The organism is Mesorhizobium newzealandense (assembly GCF_042682145.1).
Lineage (GTDB): Bacteria > Pseudomonadota > Alphaproteobacteria > Rhizobiales > Rhizobiaceae > Mesorhizobium > Mesorhizobium newzealandense.
Genome location: NZ_JBHUGZ010000019.1, coordinates 104043 through 121896, shown reverse-complemented (window position 1 = coordinate 121896; position 17854 = coordinate 104043). Strand labels below are relative to the sequence as shown.

Below are 17854 nucleotides of genomic sequence, written 5' to 3'. Positions count from 1 at the left end.
ATGGCCGATATTGTCTTTCGCAATGTGACCAAGCGCTACGGCAAGACACTCGCCGTCGATGACGCCTCGTTCACGGTCAACGACAACGAGTTCTTCTGCTTCTTCGGTCCGCCGCTGTCGGGCAAGTCGACAATCCTGCGCCTGGTGCTCGGGCTGGAGACGCCTGACACCGGAGAAATCCTGATCGGCGGCAAGCCGGTCAACATGGTGTCGCCGGCCGAACGCAACGTGGCGATGGTGTTCCAGAACCTGGCGCTGTTTCCGCATATGAGCGCGCTCGACAATGTCCGCTTCCCCCTGGTCGAACGCCGGGTCGCCGAGCTGGAGATCAAAAGGCGGGTCGCCGACGTCGCGGCGAAGCTGCATATCGGTCATATCCTGCACAAGCCGCCGGCGCAGCTTTCGGGCGGCGAGCGGCAGCGTGTGGCGATCGCGCGCGCGCTGGTGCGCGATCCCAACGCCTATCTGATGGACGACCCGATCTCGGCGCTCGACGCCAGGCTGCGCGAGGAGACGCGCGTCGAGCTGAAGCGCATCCAGCGCGAACTCGGCAAGACGTTGATCTATGTCACGCACGACCAGGAAGAGGCGATGTCGGTCGCCGACCGCATCGCCATCCTCGAGGACGGCAGCATCAGGCAGATCGGCGCACCGGCTGAAATCTACGACCGCCCGGCCAGCACCTATGTGGCGCGGCTGCTCGGCTCGCCGATGATGAACATCCTCAGATCGGCGCGTGGTGAGGGCGGTGTCGAAGCGGCCGAAGGCACGATCCGCATTGCCGACAAGGCTGCTCCCACCGATGCCGTCGAGATCGGGCTCAGGCCGGAAGATATCAAGGTTGGACCATGGGCGGACGGGGGCTCGGGCCGCCCGGCGCGGGTGTTCGAGGTTGAGCCGCTTGGCGGCTACACCGTGGTGACGCTCGCTGCCGGGCAGGCGCGGCTGAAGGCATTGCTGCGCGGCCAGCCTGACATCAGGCCCGATGCGATAGTGGCGATATCCTGCGAGCCGGCCCGCGTGCATTATTTCGGGCAGAGCGGGGGAGCGCTGGCAAGATGACGGCGGCCGCGAGAAAAAAGCTTCGGGAGGATCAGATGGCAGATAATGGCTTCGAGCCGGACGTGAAGGTGCGCACGAAAGAATACAGGATAGGCTGCGTCGGCGCCGGCATGATCATGGCCGAGTGCCATCTCGCCGCCTACAAGGAAGCCGGTTTCCCTGTGGTGGCGATCGCCTCTCGCACCAGGGCCAGCGCCGAGAAGGTGGCGACGCGCTGGGGCATCCCGACCGTCCACGACACGCCGGAAAAGCTGATCGAGGATACAAATGTCGAGATCATCGACCTTGCCTTTCCGCCCGACCAGCAGCCGGCTCTGATCCGCCATGCGCTGAAGCAGAAGCACATCAAGGCGATCCTGGCGCAGAAGCCGTTGGCGCTCTCGGTCGAGGAAGCGGTCAAGCTGCGCGACGAGGCAGCGAAGGCCGGCAAGATCCTCTCGGTCAACCAGAACATGCGCTACGACCAGTCGATGCGGGTGTTGAAGCAGATCATGGAGAGCGGCGCGCTGGGCGACATCGTCTTCGCGCAGATCGACATGCACGCCATTCCGCACTGGCAGAGCTTCCTCGAGGACTACGACCGGCTGACGCTCGCCAATATGAGCGTGCATCATCTCGACGTGCTGCGCTTCCTGTTCGGCGATCCCGACGAGATCACGACGCTGACCCGCAAGGATCCGCGCACGCGCTTCGACCATTCGGACGGCATCACTGTGTCGACGCTGCGTTTTCCGTCCGGCGTGCTCGCCGTGTCGCTGGAGGATGTCTGGTCCGGCCCGCGCCAGGATGGTTACAAGGACGACCAGCACATCAACTGGCGCGTCGACGGCACCAAGGGTGTCGCCAAGGGCAGCATCGGCTGGCCGACGGGCTCGGCCTCGACGCTGACCTACGCCTCGACCGAGACGACCGGTGGCGCGTGGGTGACGCCGCGTTGGGACACGATGTGGTTTCCGCATGCCTTCATCGGCGTGATGGAGCAGCTGCAGCACGCGGTGAAGACCGGCACGCCGCCGGCGCTTTCCGTCGCCGACAACGTCAAGACCATGGCGCTGGTCGAGGCGGGCTACCGCTCGATCGACGAGGGCCGCACGGTCAGGCTTTCCGAAATCTCGATCAACTGAATCACCAGGCAACTGAATCGTTTACAGGGAGGAATTCACACCATGATGCAGGCAGGTATTTTCACGGGCTATTTCCCGTACGGTCTCGAAGAGACGGCGAAGAAGATCCGCGGGCTCGATTTCAACACGGTGCAGCTCGACCTGCATTTCAGGGATGTCGACCTGTCGGCCGGGCAGATCACCAAGGACAAGGCCAAGAAAGTCCGCGACACGTTTCGCGAACACAATCTGCCGATCTGCTGCGTGTCGGGCTATACCAACATCATCCATCCGGACAAGGCCGAGCGCGACAAGCGCGTTGGCTACCTCAAGGAGATCATCCGCAACGCCCGCCATTTCGGCAGCCCCTACGTGATCTCGGAAACCGGCACCTACAACACCGAATCCGACTGGGTGCATCACCCCAAGAACAAGACCGAGGAAGGTTTCGAGGAATGCCGCAAGGTGGTCGCCGACCTCGCGCAGACGGCCTATGACCATGGCGCGGTCTTCCTGCTCGAAACCTACGTCAACAACGTCGTCGGCTCGGTCGAGGAGACGGTGAGGATGTTCGCCCAGGTCGATCATCCCGGGCTCGGCCTGCTGATGGACCCGACCAACTATTTCGAGACGCACAACATCGACAGGATGGACCAGATCCTGAACCAGGTGTTCGACACGCTGACTGACAGGATCAAGATCGCTCACGCCAAGGACGTCAAGCGCTCGGGCAGCGACAAATCCGAGAAGCACGCCGATATCGGCGACGACAACGCAATGGAAAGCCACACATTCCGCGGCGTTGGCGAGATCGAACTGCCGGCGCCCGGCCTCGGCTCGCTGAACTACGATCTCTATCTCCAGCGGCTGGCCGAGAAGCATCCGAACATCCCCGTCATCATCGAGCATCTGGCCGAAGACGACGTGCCGCGCGCCAAGAAATTCCTTGACGGGAAGTTCCGCGCCAGCGGCCTGTGATGGTCGCTGCGCGCTGCCGGTTGAAGGGACGACAGTGAAGTGAAGAAGCGGCCGTGACATGGTAGAACTCTACGGCAAGACACTGTCGCGCCGGCAGGTCCGAGAACGCTCGGGCATGCTGTCGCAATTCGCCGGCGTGCGGCTGATGACACTCGGCGACGGTGTGGAGCGCGGCATCCGTATGCTGGAATTCCGCACCGGTTCGGGCCTGCGTTTCACCGCGCTGGTCGACCGGGCGCTGGATCTCGCCGACTGCGACTTCAAGGGCCAGGCGATCGGCTGGCATTCGCCGAGCGGTTTTCGCAACCCCGGTCTGCACGAGTATGAGGGGGAAGGGGGGCTGGGCTGGGCTCGGTCGTTCTCCGGTCTGCTGGTGACGTGCGGTCTCGACCACATATTGGGCCGGGAAGAAGTGCCGGCCGAAAACTACAACTACCCAGGCAAGAAGACCGTGGTCCACTCGCTGCATGGCCGCGTCGGCACCATTCCGGCCAGGCTGACCGGCTATGGAGAGACCTGGGACGGCGACCGCTGCGTGCTGTGGGCCGAAGGCATCATCCAGCAGTCGGCGGTGTTCGGCGAGGACCTGCATCTGCTGCGGCGCATCGAGGCCGATGTCGGCGGTAACGAGATCCGGCTCTTCGACCGTGTCGTCAATCACGGCTTCAACCGCACGCCGCATATGTATTTCTACCACGTCAATGTCAGCCATCCCTTGCTCGACGAAGGCTCGCGCTATCTGGCGCCGATCCGGGATGTCGTCTGGGCCGGCCATGGCGGCGAGCGCTACCGGGCGCAGAAGGTCGGCTACCGCACGGTGCCGGCGCCGCAATTGGATTTCAGCGAGCAAGTCTGGCAGCACGAGATGGTGGCCGGTACCAATGGCGACGTGCCCGTGGCTGTGGTCAACGATCAGCTCGGGCTTGGCTTCGAAGTGGTGACGCGCAAGGACCAGCTGCCTTGCGCCTATCAATGGCAGAATTTCCAGGCGGGGCAGTATGCGCTGGGCATCGAGCCCTCGACGCATCATGTGCTGGGCAATCTCGCCGCCCGCGAACGCAGCGAGATGATCTGGCTGGAGCATGGCGACAGCCGCTCCTATGATGTGGTGTTTCGCGTTCTCGACGGCGCTGGCGCGATCGCCGCTTGCGAGCGGCGGATCGCGGCGATCGCTAGACAGCCGCAAGAAGATTACCCGGTGCCGTCGGGCGATTTTGCGATTCTCGGGGGCACAGGTCGATGACGGGTGCGCGCCGCCAGAAAGGGCAGGCCGATCCGCCCGCCCGGTTCACTATCCGGAGGCCATGATGACGGCTGGCACGACAAAGCGCGACTACAGCCTGGTCGGCGAAAGCACGCGAACCGCGATCGAGACCGGGCTGGCCTCGGCCGAATGGTATCACACCGACGTCTCGCGCAAAGCGATGAAGGAGCTGATGCAGCGCTCCGACGGGCCGGCGATTCGCGACACCATCATCTGGATCGCCGCCATCCTGGGCTCGGCTGCCGGCGGCATCTGGTTCTGGGGTTCATGGTGGTGCGTGCCGTTCTTGTTCGCCTACGGTGTGCTCTACGGTTCCTCCAGCGACTCGCGTTGGCACGAATGCGGTCATGGCACCGCTTTCCGCACCCGCTGGATGAACGACGTCGTCTACCAGATCGCCAGCTTCATGCTGATGCGCAATCCGGTTACCTGGCGCTGGAGCCACGCCCGCCACCACACCGACACCATCATCGTCGGCCGCGACGCCGAGATCGCCGTGATGCGTCCGCCTGACCTGTTGCGCGCCGCACTTGCCTTCACCGGCGTCCTCGATTTCCGCTATTCGCTGCCGACATTGGTGCGCAACGCGTTCGGCAATCTCTCGCCCGACGAAAAAAGCTTCGTACCCGAGATGGAACAGCACAAGGCTGTCATCGCCGCACGCTGGCATGTTGCCATCTATGTCGCTGCGATCGCGCTGGCGCTCTATTTGTGGTCGTTCCTGCCGCTGGTGCTGATCGGCCTGCCGCGTCTTTACGGCAGCTGGCACATGGTGCTGACCGGGCTGCTGCAGCATATCGGCCTGGCCGACAATGTCACCGACCACCGGCTGAACACGCGCACCGTCACCATGAACCCGATCAGCCGCTTCATCTACTGGAACATGAACTACCACGTCGAACATCATATGTTTCCGATGGTGCCCTATCACGCGCTGCCGAAGCTGCATGACCTGATCAAGCATGATCTGCCGGAGCCGAACCCTTCGATGTGGCATGCCTATCGCGAAGTCTGGCCGGTGCTCATCAAACAACTCCAGTACGAGGACTACTTCCTCAAGCGCGAGCTGCCACCGACGGCGCGGCCGTACCGGGAGGAGTTCCACGCCCTGACCGTCCCGGCGGCAGCGGAATAAAGTTGCAGGAGAGACAGATGGCCGACTGGGTTGAAGCGTGTGGCATCGATGATGTCGAGGAAGAGGACGTCATCCGCTTCGACCATGGCGGACGCAGCTTTGCCATCTATCGCAGCCCGGACGACGAGTTCTTCGCCACCGACGGTTTCTGCACGCATGAGAAGACCCATCTGGCCGACGGGCTGGTGATGGACGACATCATCGAATGCCCCAAGCACAATGGCCGTTTCAACTACAAGACCGGTGCCGCCAAGGGCGCACCTGTCTGCGTCAATCTCGCGACCTATCCGGTGAAGGTCGAGGCCGGCAAAGTGATGATCCAGATCGGCTGACCCGCCGCAGCACGTAACAGAGGGACCCCCTTCGATGAACCGAAAAAGACCGACCGTCGCCGACCTGCGCGCCATGAAGGGCAAGCGCCAGCTGACCATGCTGCGCGTGCTGACGATGGACGAAGCCGAGGCCGCCGAGAGGGCGGGGGTCGACATTGTCTCGGTGCCGCCCGAACTGGTGCTCAACCCGCAATACCGCGACGCAGCACCCAGCCTGTTCACCATGCCGGGCGAGAACTTTTTCGAGATCGGCACATCAGACGATTTTGTCCGCTGGGCCTTCCGGCTCTACAAGGCGAGCGCCGACGCGGTCTATTGCAGCGCCGGCTACGCCACGATCAAGCGGATGGCGGACGACGCCATCCCGGTCATCGGCCATGTCGGCCTCATTCCATCGCGCGCCACCTGGACGGGCGGCTTCAAGGCGGTCGGCAAGACCGCCGACACCGCCATGGAGATTTTCGCAGCGGTGAAGCAGCTGGAGGCTGCCGGCGCCATCGGCGCCGAGATCGAAGTGGTGCCGGTCGAGGTCGCGAAAGCAATCTCGGAGCGGACCTCGCTGATCATGCTGTCGATGGGGGCGGGTACCGGCTGCGACGCGCAATATCTGTTCGCCGACGACATTCTCGGCCAGAACCGCGGTCACATGCCCCGCCACTCCAAGGTCTATCGCAATTTCGCCGCCGAATATGATCGCCTGCAGGCCGAGCGTATCGCCGCGTTCTCGGAATACGTCGCCGACGTCAACAGCCTGGCCTATCCCGAGGACAGGCACGTCGTGCACATGGACCCGACCGAGCTACGGCTGTTCCTCGACAAGGTCGGCCGCACGTAAGGCCGTCTGCCAAGGCCCATTGGCGAGCGCGGCGTAAAGCGCTTCGGCGTCGATGCCGAGCGGCCGGTCCTCTTTCAGGGCGGGGACGAGCCCGCGTATCGCCGCGTGAACAGCGGCAGTGCGGGGCGCCGGCATGAACCCGTCGCGCAGGTCGATCGCCTGTGCGGCCGCCATCAGCTCGAAGGCGATCAGCCGCCGCCACAGCATGATCATCCCGGCGCATTTCGCAACCGCCAGCGGTGTTTGCGTGGCATGATCCTCGACGCCTTCCGAAACGGCCAAGAAATCCAGCATCACCGGATTGGCCTTGTGGCGGATGGCGGCCAGGATCGATGTCGCCGTCTTCTGCAGCGGCACGAAACCCGCCGAGGCGCCGCCGACCGGCGACAGGTATTTGGGCAGGCCGTTGCGACTGGAGCCGGTGAGCTGGATGAAGCGGGCGGCACTCGCGGCGGCGCATTGAGCGATCGCCAGGCCGAGCGTCTCGAAGGCGAGCGACAGCGACGCGGTGTGGAAATTGCCGGTCGACAGCACCAGTTCATCGTCGCTGAGCACCAGCGGGTTGTCGCCGGCGGCATTGAGTTCGATCTCGATCGCCAGTCTTGCCTGACTGATCGCCTCGATCAGCGCACCATGGATTGACGGCATGCAGCGGATCGACAGCGGGTCCTGCAAGGTGGTCGGTTCGGGCACCTCGTCGCGGGCGAGCAGATCGTTGAGGGCTTTGGCGGCTTCCTGCTGTCCGGCCGCCGGCCGCGCCATGTGCAGGCGCGGGTCGAGCATGGTGCGGTTGGCGCCAATGCCTTCCATGGTCAGCGCGCCGGCCTGCTGCTGCTGGGCGAGGGCGGACAGCGCATCCGTCACCACCAGCGCACCGCCGCCGGTGGAGACCGCCGAAGCGTTGATCAGCGACAGCCCGTCCTTGGGCGCCAGGTTGATGGGGACGAGGCGGGCCATCATCAACGCCTTGGCGGCCGGCATGCGCCGGCCCTGATAGTCGGCTTCGCCTTCGCCGGTCAGCAGGCGGGCAAGCGCCGTCATCAGCACCAGATCGCCGGCGCCGATCGAGCCGAGCGACGGCATCACCGGATGGACGCCGGCATTGAGTGCGTCGACCAGGGCGACGAACACGGCAGGCGAAAGGCCGGAGCCGCCGGCTGAAAGCATTGCCGCGCGCGCCACCATGGTTGCCCGCACGGCCTCGACCGGCAACGCTTCGCCGACCGCGCCGCTGCGTCCTTCAAGCAACTGGCGCTGGAAGGCGCTGGCGTCGCCCTCTACCGTGGTGCCGAGATTGGCGCCGAGCCCGGTGTTGAGGCCATAGATGTGTTGGCCGGACGCGGCGGCCTGGTCGAGCACTTTTCGCGCCCTCTGGAGTCTGCCGATGACATCGGGCGCGACCTCGACCTTGCGCGCTTCGCGGGCGACTGCGGCGACATCCGCAGTGCCGACGCCGGCTCCGGTGAGGACGAGCGCGCTCATGCGAAGCGCAGTCTCTGGCCGATGCCTTGCGCCTGCGCCTTGGCCAGCATCGCCTTGCCCAACGCAATGTCAGATAGCGACAGGCCGCGGTGCCAGAACAGGATCGTCTCGCTGTCGTTTTCGCGCCCGGCCTTGAGGCCGGCGGCAATCTGGCCAAGCTCGGCATGCAGCGTCTTTTCGCTCAGCCGTCCGGTCTCGACATGGGCGCGCAACGAGCCGAACTTGCCGCCCTTGCACTGCCCCCAGTCGTCGACGACCATTTTTTGCATGATGTCGGTCAGCGACAATTCCACCGCGCTCATCGTGCCGTAGGGGACGACCAGTGCGCCGGGCTTGATCCATTCGGTCTTCAACAATGGCTGCGGCTCAGGCAGCCGCGAGGCCTCGACGACGATATCGGCGCCCTCGATGCAGCTCTTCCAGTCGGCTATCGCCGTCACCGTCTTGCCGAGATCGGCGGAGAGTTGGGCGGCAAAGCCGTCGCGGCTTTCCGGGCGGCGCGAATGGACGCGGATCTCGTCGAAGTCGAAGAGATGGTCGAGCAGGCGCACATTCCAGTAGGCGGTGCCGCGCGCGCCGATATGGGCCAGCACCTTCGAATTCTTGCGCGCCAGATGTTTGGCGCCGATAGCGGTGACGGCGCCGGTGCGCATGTCGGTGATGACGGTGGCGTCGAGGATGGCGCGCGGCGTGCCGGTGCGCGGATCGAACAGATTGAGGATGCCGAATTCGGAGGGAAGGCCGTGCAGGTAATTGTCGACATAGTCGCCGACGATCTTGACGCCGGCGGTGTCGAGCGGCGCGACGTAGCCGCGCAAGACATTGAAATGGCCGTGGAAGGACGGATCCGGCTCGAGATGAACGCGCGGCTCGATCACCGTCTGGCCATTGCCTTGCGCCACCAGGCCAGTCTCGACGGCGGCAATGATTTCACCATCGGTCATGGCAAGGGCGTCGATGTCGAGCGCATTGAGGTAGTCGATATAGATGGGTTTCATCTGCTGCGTGCACTTTCCCCGGTCGCCGCTCATCCATAACAGGCCGCGATGCGACACGAAAGTTTGTTGCGCCGTGTCTGGACGCGGCCGGCCAAATGCTGTTCAAACCGGTTCCGTCATGACTGCCATTCCCGAGACTGAAACCCTACCCGAAACGGCCACCAATGCGCGGCGCGTGGCGCTGATCGTTGCCATCGCCTTCTTCATGCAGTTGCTGGATTCGACGATCATCTCGACCTCGCTGCCGCAGATGGGCGCGTCCTTCGGCGTGCCGGCGGTGGCGATGAGCATCGGCATCACCGTCTATATGCTGACCATGGCGGTGTTCGTGCCGCTGTCGGGCTGGCTCGCCGACCGGTTCGGCGCGCGCAACATCTTCCTGCTGGCGATCATCCTTTTCACTCTGGCCTCGCTCGCCTGCGGTTTCTCCCAGAATTTGACCCAGTTCGTCACCGCTCGTGTCGTGCAAGGGCTGGGCAGCGCGCTGATGACACCGGTCGGCCGCATTCTCGTCTTGCGCAACGCCTCGAAGTCCGAACTGCTCAATGCCACGGCACTGATCACCTGGCCGGCGCTGTTCGCGCCCGTGGTCGGGCCGGTGCTCGGCGGCTTCATCACGACCTATCTGTCATGGCACTGGAATTTCTTCATCAACATCCCGCTCGGGGTGATCGGGCTGGCGCTGGTTGCCCGTTTCATTCCCGGCGACCGCGAGGCCGATCCCAAGCCGCTCGACTGGCCGGGCTTCGTGCTGACATCGGCCGGTCTCGCGCTGCTGCTATACGGCCTCGAGCGCATCGCGCATCCTGAGGACGGTGTCCTGCCGACAGTGCTGCTGATCGCCGCCGGCATCGTCATCGGCTGGCTGGCAATGCGCCATCTCAGGCGTGCGCCGCATCCGCTGCTCGACCTTTCGTCGTTCAAGGTGCTGACCTTCGCCATATCAACGCTTGCCGCCGGCACCATTTTCCGGGTGGCGATCAATGCCACGCCGTTCCTGTTGCCGCTGCTGTTCCAGGTCGGTTTCGGCCTAAGCCCCGTCGATGCCGGTATGATGATCCTGGCCTATTTCCTCGGCAATCTCGGCATGAAGACGGTGACGACGCCGACGCTGCGGCGCTTCGGCTTCCGCTCGGTGCTGGTCGTCAACGGCCTGATCGCATCGGCGGCGATCGCGGCTTGCGCGGCGATCTCGCCGCAAACGCCGCAAGCGATGGTGATTGTGCTGATGCTGATCGCCGGCCTGTCGCGCTCGATGCAGTTCACTGCCCTCAACACGCTGGCCTTCGCCGACATCGACGCGGCGCAGCGCAGCTCGGCGGCGACGCTGTCCAGCATGCTGCAGCAAGTGGCGATGCTGTTCGGCGTCGCGGTGGCGGCGGCGATCCTCAACCTGTCGCAGATCGCCAGGGACCGGCCGGCGCTCGACCTCGTCGATTTTCGAATCGCCTTCCTGGTGATCGGCGCCATCGGGCTGGTGGCGTCGTTCCGCTTCCTCGCGCTGCCGCGAGGGGCTGGCGCCGAGGTTTCAGGCCACGCGCCGAGGAATTGAAATCGAATTTTCCGCCCAATGCGGAGATAAATTCCGCTCTGTCCTTTCGCCTTGGTGTGGCGATTTCGCGAGCCATCGCAATGGCGCAATCGATTGCCAAAAACCCAGGGTTTTCCGCGCATTGCGCCAGCTTCGGCAATCAATGTGTCCACCCGGCGAATATCGGTGCCAGCCCGGGTTCTGAACGCGGATTCATTTGACGAACCGGCGCTGAGCCGATTAGCTTTCTTTCCCAGGGATGGCAGCGCTGCCATCGGGGCGTAAGCAGACATGAACACGATCGGCTGGCCGAGTTTCAGGAGCCTGAATCAGGAAGGCATCGTCTTTGCCATCGCGGTGGTGCTGTTCATTGCCGCCGCCATCGGCCTGCCGGGCTTCATCGACCCCAACAATCTCGTCGCCATCGTCCGCTCGGTATCGGTGCTGGGGATACTGGCGCTCGGCATGGCGGTCGTCATCATCGGCCGGGGCATCGACCTCTCCGCCGTGGCGATCATGGCGATGTCGGTTGCCTGGTATCTGCAACTTCTGAATTCAGGAACAGCCGACGGGCTGGCCTTCGCCTATGTGCTGGCCGGTGTGCTCGCCATCGGCCTGCTCAACGGTTTCCTCGTCGCCTATGCCGATGTGCCGGCGATCTTCGTGACGCTGGCGACAGGCTCCTTCGTCTTCGGCTATGTGCGCTCGCAATTGATCACGCAGGATGCCGTGCCGGTGCCGCAGGGCCATTGGGTCGAGCTTCTCGGCGGCCTGCGCTTCCTCGACATTCCCATCGAGGTGTTCGTCTTCGCCGGCCTGGCTTTCCTGTTCTTCCTGTTCCTGCGCTACACCAAATGGGGCCGCTACATCTATTTCGCCGGTGACAATCCGGTGGCGGCGCGCAACATCGGCATTCCGGTGCGGCCGATGCTGGTGCTGCGCTACGTGCTGTCCGCCTTCGTCGCGCTGATTGCCGGCCTGCTGACGGCGGCCAGCCTGCATTCGATCAACACCCGCGTCGTCAACTCGACGCTGCTCTACGACATCGTGCTGGTGGCAGTGATCGGCGGCATCGGCCTGTCCGGCGGACGGGGCGGGGTGCGCAATGTGCTGGTCGGCGCGGCGCTGATCGGCATCCTCTTGAATGCCATGACCATCATCGACATTCCGCTGCTCTACCAGAACCTGATCAAGGCGGCGATCCTGCTGGCGGCGATCATCGTCGACGGCGTCATCAACCCACGTGACGAACAGACCGCGCAGCAGGGCGATATCTAAACCAAACGCGGGCGGTTGGGACCGTCCGTGGATAACAACAGCAAAACAGAGGATGTGACATGAAACTGATCAAGACACTCATGGCCGCTGCCACGGCGCTTGCCGTTGCCACCTTCGTGGCGCCCAGCTTTGCCGCCGACGATCCGGGCCCGGCCGCCTATGCGCAGGCGCTCAAGGGCAAGCGTGTCATGCTGGTGCCGCTGGCGATGGGCTTCGACCTGGCGCAGGGCTGGTCACACTATCTGAAGACCGAAGTCGAGGCCTGGGGCGGCGTGTTCGAGACGCGCGACCCGAACTGGGTGGTCGACGCCGGTGCGCAGGCGATCACCGACGCCATCTCGTCGGACACCAGGCCGGACGTGCTGATCATTCACGCGCCGGACCTCAACTCCTATTCCAAGCTGATGAAGAAAGCCCAGGCCGCCGGCACCTATGTGCTTCTCGTCGACAATCCCGCCAACTTCCCGGCCGACGCCTTTATCGGCAGCGACTGGGATCGGCTTGGCCAGCTCGAGGCGGAAGCGGCGATCAAGGGCTGTGGCGAAAACTCGTCGAAGAAGATCGGCCTGGTGCAGGGCGACCAAGCGAACTCCTCCAGCCTCTATCAATATGCCGGCATCATGAAGGTGCTGGACAAGCATCCCGACTTCAAGGTGGTGGCCAAGCCCGACTCCAACTGGGATGCAACGACCTCGCGCAACGTGACGACGACGATGCTGCAGCAGAACCCCGACATCTGCTCGATCATCGATTTCTGGGATGGTGACGCCACCGGCGCCTCCGCCGCGATCCGCGACGCCAAGCTCGAGGGCAAGGTGTTCCTGGTCACCACCGGCGGCGGCGAGAAGACCGCCGATTGCGACAAGCTGGCCGACGGCACCTATGGCGCCGTGGTGATGACCGATCTTGCCCGCCAGTCGGGCGACATGAACGCCATCATCAAGTTCCTGCTGCAGAGCGGCCAGCCGGCCGGCACCTCGCACACCTACATCTACACGCTGGAGAAGGCGACGACCAAGGCGGACCTGAAGCCCGACAGCTGCTGGGACCTGAAGGCGCTGCAGGCCGAAGCGGCGGCGAAATAGACCGATCCTTGCCAACACCAATCAACGAGGTGGCCGGATTGCCCGGCCACCTCTTTCTCTTGCAGCAGTGACCTGATGTCCTTTCGCGAACGCCTGCAGTCCTGGCGCTACAATCTCGTGCCCGACCATCTGGTCGGCGAGATCCTGACCAAGCGCTGGACCGACAACGCCATTCCGTTCCTGGCGCTGGTGGTGACATTGGCGACCTTCGGCTCGATCATTCCGGGCTTCTTCAAGCTGACCTCGCTGCAGGAATCGACCCGCCAGCTCGGCGAGTTCTCCATGGTCGTGACCGGCATGACGGTGGTGATGCTGGGCGGCGGCATCGACCTGTCGGTCGGCTCGATCTTCGCCCTGTCCTGCTTCTCGGCCGTCTATGTCTTCTTCATCCTCGAACAGTCGATCTGGCTGGCGCTGGCCGCCTCGCTTGCCGCCGGCCTCGTCTTCGGCGCCATCAATGGCTATCTCGTCGGCTACCTCCGCCTGCGCGCCTTTCTCACCACGCTGGTCACCTTCATCTTCGGGCGGGCGCTGTTCGATATCCTCGTCACCACCTATGCCGCCGATGTGCAGCTTTCGACAGCCACATCGGATGTGCTCGACTTCATCGGCGACAGCACTTTCTGGGGCCTGTCCGTCTCGGTGTGGCTGGCGATCATCCTGGCCATCGTCACCCACATCGCGCTGACGCGTTCGCGGCCGGGCTGGCATGTGCTGGCGGTCGGCGGCTCCAGGCGCTCGGCGCACAATGCCGGTATCCGCGTGCGCCGCACGGTGTTCATGACCTATGTCTTTTCGGGTTTCTGTGCCTCCATCGGCGGTTTTCTCATCGCCTGCCGGCTGAGCGGAGCGGGGCCGGGGACAGGCCTCAATCTCGAGATCATGGCGCTGACGGCGGCGGTGGTCGGCGGCGTCAGCCTCGGCGGCGGCCGCGGCTCGGTGATCAAGGGGCTGATGGGCGCGATCATCGTCTTGACCATGACCAACGGGCTGATCCGGATGGGCTACGGCACCGGCACCAACCAGATGGTGCTCGGCATCATGCTGGCGATGGCGGTGACCATCGACATCCGCTGGCTGAAGAACCGCCACAAGGTGCTGAACGAGGTCTATGTCGCGCCGGTCTATCTCAAGATGGGCGCGACCCAGTCGGCCGCACCCGGCTCAGGCACGCCTTACGAACTCGACAACCGGTTGTCTGCCGCCGACCATATCGGGCTCGGCGAACTGGAAGGGCCGGAAGATGTCATTCTCGACCGCGACGACCATCTCTATTGCGGCACCCGCCATGGCGAGATCGTCCGCTTCTTCGCGCCTGACTATGTCAAATCGGAAGTGTTTGCCCACATCGGCGGCTTTCCGCTCGGCCTGGCCTTCGACAAATCAGGCAATCTGATCAGCTGCGTCGGCGCCATGGGGCTCTATTCCGTCTCGCCGGATCGCGAGGTGAAACGCCTGTCGGCCGAGACGTCGCGCTCCTGGACCTCGATCGTCGACGATGCGCGGCTGCGCGACCCCAACGACTGCGACGTAGCACCGGACGGCCGCATCTATTTCACCGACTCGACCAAGCGCTATGATGCGCATGACTGGGCGCTGGACTCGATCGAGAACCGCGCCACCGGGCGGCTGCTGGTCTATGACCCGAAGGACGGTTCGACCAAGACGCTGCTCGACAGTTACCGCTACACCAATGGTGTCTGCATGGCGCATGACGGCAAGTCGCTGTTCTTCGCCGAAAGCTGGGCCTGTCGCGTGCACCGCTACTGGCTGGAAGGGCCGAAGGCGGGCACCGCCGAATGCGTCATCCGCGACATGCCGGGTTATCCCGACAACATAAACCGCGCCTCTGACGGCAATTACTGGATGGCGTGGCTGGGCATGCGCACGCCGAGCTTCGACCTGTCGCTGCGCCATCCCGACATGCGCAAGCGCATGACGCGCCGGCTGCCGCAGGACGAATGGCTGTTCCCCAACATCAACACCGGTGGCGTGGTGAAGTTCAACGAAAAGGGCGGCATCGTCGAGGCGATGGGCGACCTCACCGGCGGCGCGCACCCGATGGTTACCTCGATGCGCGAGCACAAGGGTTTTCTGTTCGTCGGTGGCATCCTCAACAACCGCATCGGCCGCTACAAGATATCAGGCGCCGACCCGAACTGGACCAGTCCCGCTTCCTATTGGGGAGCAAAACCATGATCCTCGATCCGGTGCTTGACCTTTTTCGCGGCAAGGCGGTGACCATTCCGCCGCTCGACGGCACTTTCCGCCCCAACACGCGGCTGGATGACGCGCCGGCTTTCACGGAGCTGACCGAGCCGGACAATCTGTTGATTTCCAGCGACAGGCTGTTGTCTTCCAGCAGCAACGCCGTCTTCGCGATTGCTGCCGGGGCGGAGCCAACCGTGGTCGAGAAATTTCCATCTCCGGTCACAGCGCTGGCGCTCTCGCCATCGGGTGAACTGACGGCTGGGATGGAGAGCGGCAGGCTGCAGACTGGCGGCAAGGAGGTTGCGCTGCCTGCCGGGGTCCGTTGCATCACCGCGCTTGCCTATGCCGACGACGGCACGCTGTGGCTGGCCAATGGTTCGGCCGAGCATACGCCGTCGCAATGGGCCGCCGACCTGATGAAGAAGGGTGCGTCCGGTTCGGTGTGGAAGCGAGACGCGGCGGGCGGTGACTTCCACAAGGTGGCCGGCGACATCGCCTTTCCCTATGGGCTGCACCCGATGGGGCGGGATGTGCTGGTCAGCGAAAGCTGGAGCCATCAGCTGGTGCGGTGTGACGGCGTGACGGGCAACCGCTCGACGGTGTTGACGCATCTGCCCGGCTATCCCGCACGGCTGTCGCCGGCGGCCGATGGCGGGGCGTGGCTGACCTTGTTTGCGCCGCGCAACCGGCTGATCGAGTTCGTGCTGCAGGAAACGCACTACCGGCAGGACATGATCGAGCAGGTGCCGCCGGCCTATTGGATCGCGCCGGCGCTGGCCTCCAGCCGCAGTTTCCTCGAACCGCTGCAATGCGGCGGCATCCGCACCATGGGCATCCACAAGCCGTGGTCGCCGAGCCGCTCCTATGGGCTGGTGGTCAGGCTCGACAGGGACATGCAGCCACTATTCAGCCTGCACAGCCGCGCCAACGGCACGCGCCACGGCATCTGCAGCGTCGCGGAAAAGGACGGCCTTCTGTACATCGCCTCCAGGGGCGGCGACTGCGTGCTGTCCGTCGACCTCGCGTCGGGAGGTTTCTGATGGAACCGATCGTCCGGCTGGAGAGTGTCACCAAGACCTATCGCGGCGTGCCGGCGGTGAAAAACGTCAGCTTCGAGCTGCGCAAGGGCGAGATCCATGCGTTGCTCGGCGAGAATGGCGCGGGTAAGTCGACGCTGACCAAGATCATTGCCGGGGTGGTCGACGCCACTTCAGGCAAGATGTTCCACAAGGGCGCCGAAATCGCCTACGCCTCGCCGCATGCAGCGCTTGAGGCGGGTATCGCCATGGTGTTCCAGGAGACCAGCCTGGTGCCGTCGATGACGGTGGCGCAGAACCTCTATCTCGGCACGGAAAAATTCCTCAACCGGCTGCGCGGCACCTACATCTCGGCGCAGCAGTTCCTGCAATCGCTGAATTTTCCGGTCGACCCCAACGCCATGGTGGCGACGCTGGGTGCGGCCAAGCGGCAAATGGTCGAGATCGCGCGTGCCGTCCACCACAATGCCGAGATCATCATCTTCGACGAGCCGACGGCGACACTGACGCCGGAGGAGAAGCGGCACTTCTTCGCGCTGATCCGGCGGCTGAAGGCGAGCGGCGTGTCGATCGTCTTCATCAGCCACGCGCTGGAAGAAGCGCTTGATATCGCCGACCGCATCACCATCCTGCGCGATGGCGAGCTGGTCATTACCGACGACACGTCCGCCTTCGACCGCGATCGGATCGTCGCCGCCATGGTCGGGCGTACGCTGTCGGGGCAGATCTATCGCCAGCGCGACGAAGCCAAGCTGCGCAAGGCCGGCAAGAAGGTGCTGTCGGTGCAGGACATTTCGATGAGCAATGTCGTGCGCAACAATTCGTTCTCGATCTTCGAGGGCCAGATCACCGGCGTGTTCGGGCTGATCGGCTCGGGCCGCACCGAGACCTTCAAGATCGTTTCCGGCATCTACAAGCGCGATTTCCTGCGCGGCGGCGCGATCGAACTCGACGACAAACCCGTGCGCTACCTCGTGCCGAGCGAAGCGGTGGCCGACGGCATCGTCTACGTCACCGAGGACCGCAAGAGCGAAGGCATTTTCGAGACGATGGGTATTGCCGAGAACTTGTTTGGCGGGCTGCTGGCGGCGGGCCGCGAAAAGGCCTGGGTGATCAACCAGCAGGAGATGCGCTCGCTGTCGGCCGAATGGACCAAGACGCTGAACATCAAGGCGATCAACGACAATGCGCGCGTGGTCGAGCTGTCCGGCGGCAACCAGCAGAAGGTGGTGATCGGCAAGGGCCTAGTGCAGCGGCCGCGCATCGTCATCTTCGACGAGCCGACGCGTGGCGTCGATGTCGGCGCGATCGCCGAAATCCACCAGATCATCAACCGGCTGGCCGATGAGGGCCTGGCCGTCGTCGTCATCTCGTCCTACCTGCCGGAGATCATGAACCTGTCCGACCGCATCCTGGTCTGCCGGCAGGGCCGCATTGTCGAGGAATTTTCCCCGGCGGAGGCGACGGAGGAGAAGATCATGTATGCGGCGGTTCACTAGGGTGTGTTGATATTCAGGTGAGGC

15 protein-coding genes are annotated in these 17854 nt (G+C 64.0%); 13 read left to right on the top strand and 2 right to left on the bottom strand.

All coding sequences use genetic code 11. From position 1 onward, the window contains the following. The 7 genes from ACFSOZ_RS28945 to ACFSOZ_RS28915 all read left to right on the top strand — a co-directional run bounded on the left by ACFSOZ_RS28945 (position 1) and on the right by ACFSOZ_RS28915 (position 6709). A complete protein-coding gene (locus ACFSOZ_RS28945; RefSeq protein ID WP_379103677.1) occupies positions 1–1062 on the top strand; it encodes an ABC transporter ATP-binding protein in 1062 nt (353 codons plus the stop codon). 35 nt (positions 1063–1097) lie between these two features. Continuing rightward, the gene (locus ACFSOZ_RS28940; RefSeq protein ID WP_379103675.1) at positions 1098–2186 is read left to right on the top strand and encodes a Gfo/Idh/MocA family protein; all 1089 of its coding nucleotides are present in this window, start codon (positions 1098–1100) and stop codon (positions 2184–2186) included. A 42-nt stretch (positions 2187–2228) separates the two neighbouring features. Then, on the top strand, positions 2229–3143 hold the full coding sequence (locus ACFSOZ_RS28935; protein ID WP_379103673.1) for a sugar phosphate isomerase/epimerase family protein: 915 nt from the start codon (positions 2229–2231) through the stop codon (positions 3141–3143). Between the two features lie 58 nt (positions 3144–3201). Next, positions 3202–4386: an aldose 1-epimerase family protein gene (locus ACFSOZ_RS28930; protein WP_379103671.1), complete on the top strand. Its 1185-nt coding sequence runs from the start codon at positions 3202–3204 to the stop codon at positions 4384–4386. 61 nt (positions 4387–4447) lie between these two features. Further along, positions 4448–5542, top strand: a complete 1095-nt coding sequence (locus tag ACFSOZ_RS28925) for a fatty acid desaturase family protein (protein WP_379103669.1) — start codon at positions 4448–4450, stop codon at positions 5540–5542. A gap of 17 nt (positions 5543–5559) precedes the next feature. Continuing rightward, positions 5560–5874, top strand: a complete 315-nt coding sequence (locus ACFSOZ_RS28920) for a MocE family 2Fe-2S type ferredoxin (RefSeq protein ID WP_379103667.1) — start codon at positions 5560–5562, stop codon at positions 5872–5874. A gap of 34 nt (positions 5875–5908) precedes the next feature. Continuing rightward, entirely contained in the window at positions 5909–6709 is an 801-nt protein-coding gene (locus ACFSOZ_RS28915) for a 3-methyl-2-oxobutanoate hydroxymethyltransferase (protein ID WP_379103665.1), read from the top strand. Here the strand turns inward: ACFSOZ_RS28915 and ACFSOZ_RS28910 are convergent. Both ACFSOZ_RS28910 and ACFSOZ_RS28905 read right to left on the bottom strand, forming a co-directional pair. After that, positions 6674–8191, bottom strand: coding sequence for an HAL/PAL/TAL family ammonia-lyase (locus ACFSOZ_RS28910; protein ID WP_379103663.1), 1518 nt, complete (start codon positions 8189–8191; stop codon positions 6674–6676). The genes ACFSOZ_RS28915 and ACFSOZ_RS28910 overlap by 36 nt on opposite strands. Then, on the bottom strand, positions 8188–9189 hold the full coding sequence (locus ACFSOZ_RS28905) for an ornithine cyclodeaminase family protein (RefSeq protein ID WP_379103661.1): 1002 nt from the start codon (positions 9187–9189) through the stop codon (positions 8188–8190). Before ACFSOZ_RS28905 ends, ACFSOZ_RS28910 begins: the two co-directional genes overlap by 4 nt. 118 nt (positions 9190–9307) lie before the next feature. On the opposite strand from ACFSOZ_RS28905, the gene ACFSOZ_RS28900 reads away from it, so the two are divergent. The 6 genes from ACFSOZ_RS28900 (at position 9308) to ACFSOZ_RS28875 (ending at position 17830) form a co-directional block, all read left to right on the top strand. Further along, the gene (locus tag ACFSOZ_RS28900) at positions 9308–10741 is read left to right on the top strand and encodes a DHA2 family efflux MFS transporter permease subunit (protein WP_379103659.1); all 1434 of its coding nucleotides are present in this window, start codon (positions 9308–9310) and stop codon (positions 10739–10741) included. 270 nt (positions 10742–11011) lie between these two features. Further along, positions 11012–11998, top strand: a complete 987-nt coding sequence (locus ACFSOZ_RS28895; RefSeq protein WP_379103657.1) for an ABC transporter permease — start codon at positions 11012–11014, stop codon at positions 11996–11998. 59 nt (positions 11999–12057) lie between these two features. After that, positions 12058–13083 (top strand): sugar ABC transporter substrate-binding protein, encoded by a 1026-nt coding sequence (locus ACFSOZ_RS28890; RefSeq protein ID WP_379103655.1) that lies wholly within the window; start codon positions 12058–12060, stop codon positions 13081–13083. A 75-nt stretch (positions 13084–13158) separates the two neighbouring features. Then, positions 13159–15282: an ABC transporter permease gene (locus ACFSOZ_RS28885; RefSeq protein WP_379103653.1), complete on the top strand. Its 2124-nt coding sequence runs from the start codon at positions 13159–13161 to the stop codon at positions 15280–15282. Beyond that, positions 15279–16334: an SMP-30/gluconolactonase/LRE family protein gene (locus ACFSOZ_RS28880; RefSeq protein WP_379103651.1), complete on the top strand. Its 1056-nt coding sequence runs from the start codon at positions 15279–15281 to the stop codon at positions 16332–16334. The genes ACFSOZ_RS28885 and ACFSOZ_RS28880 overlap by 4 nt, the downstream gene beginning before the upstream one ends. Next, complete coding sequence (locus ACFSOZ_RS28875) at positions 16334–17830, top strand: sugar ABC transporter ATP-binding protein (RefSeq protein ID WP_379103650.1); 1497 nt, start codon at positions 16334–16336, stop codon at positions 17828–17830. The genes ACFSOZ_RS28880 and ACFSOZ_RS28875 overlap by 1 nt, the downstream gene beginning before the upstream one ends. Positions 17831–17854 lie beyond the last annotated feature (24 nt).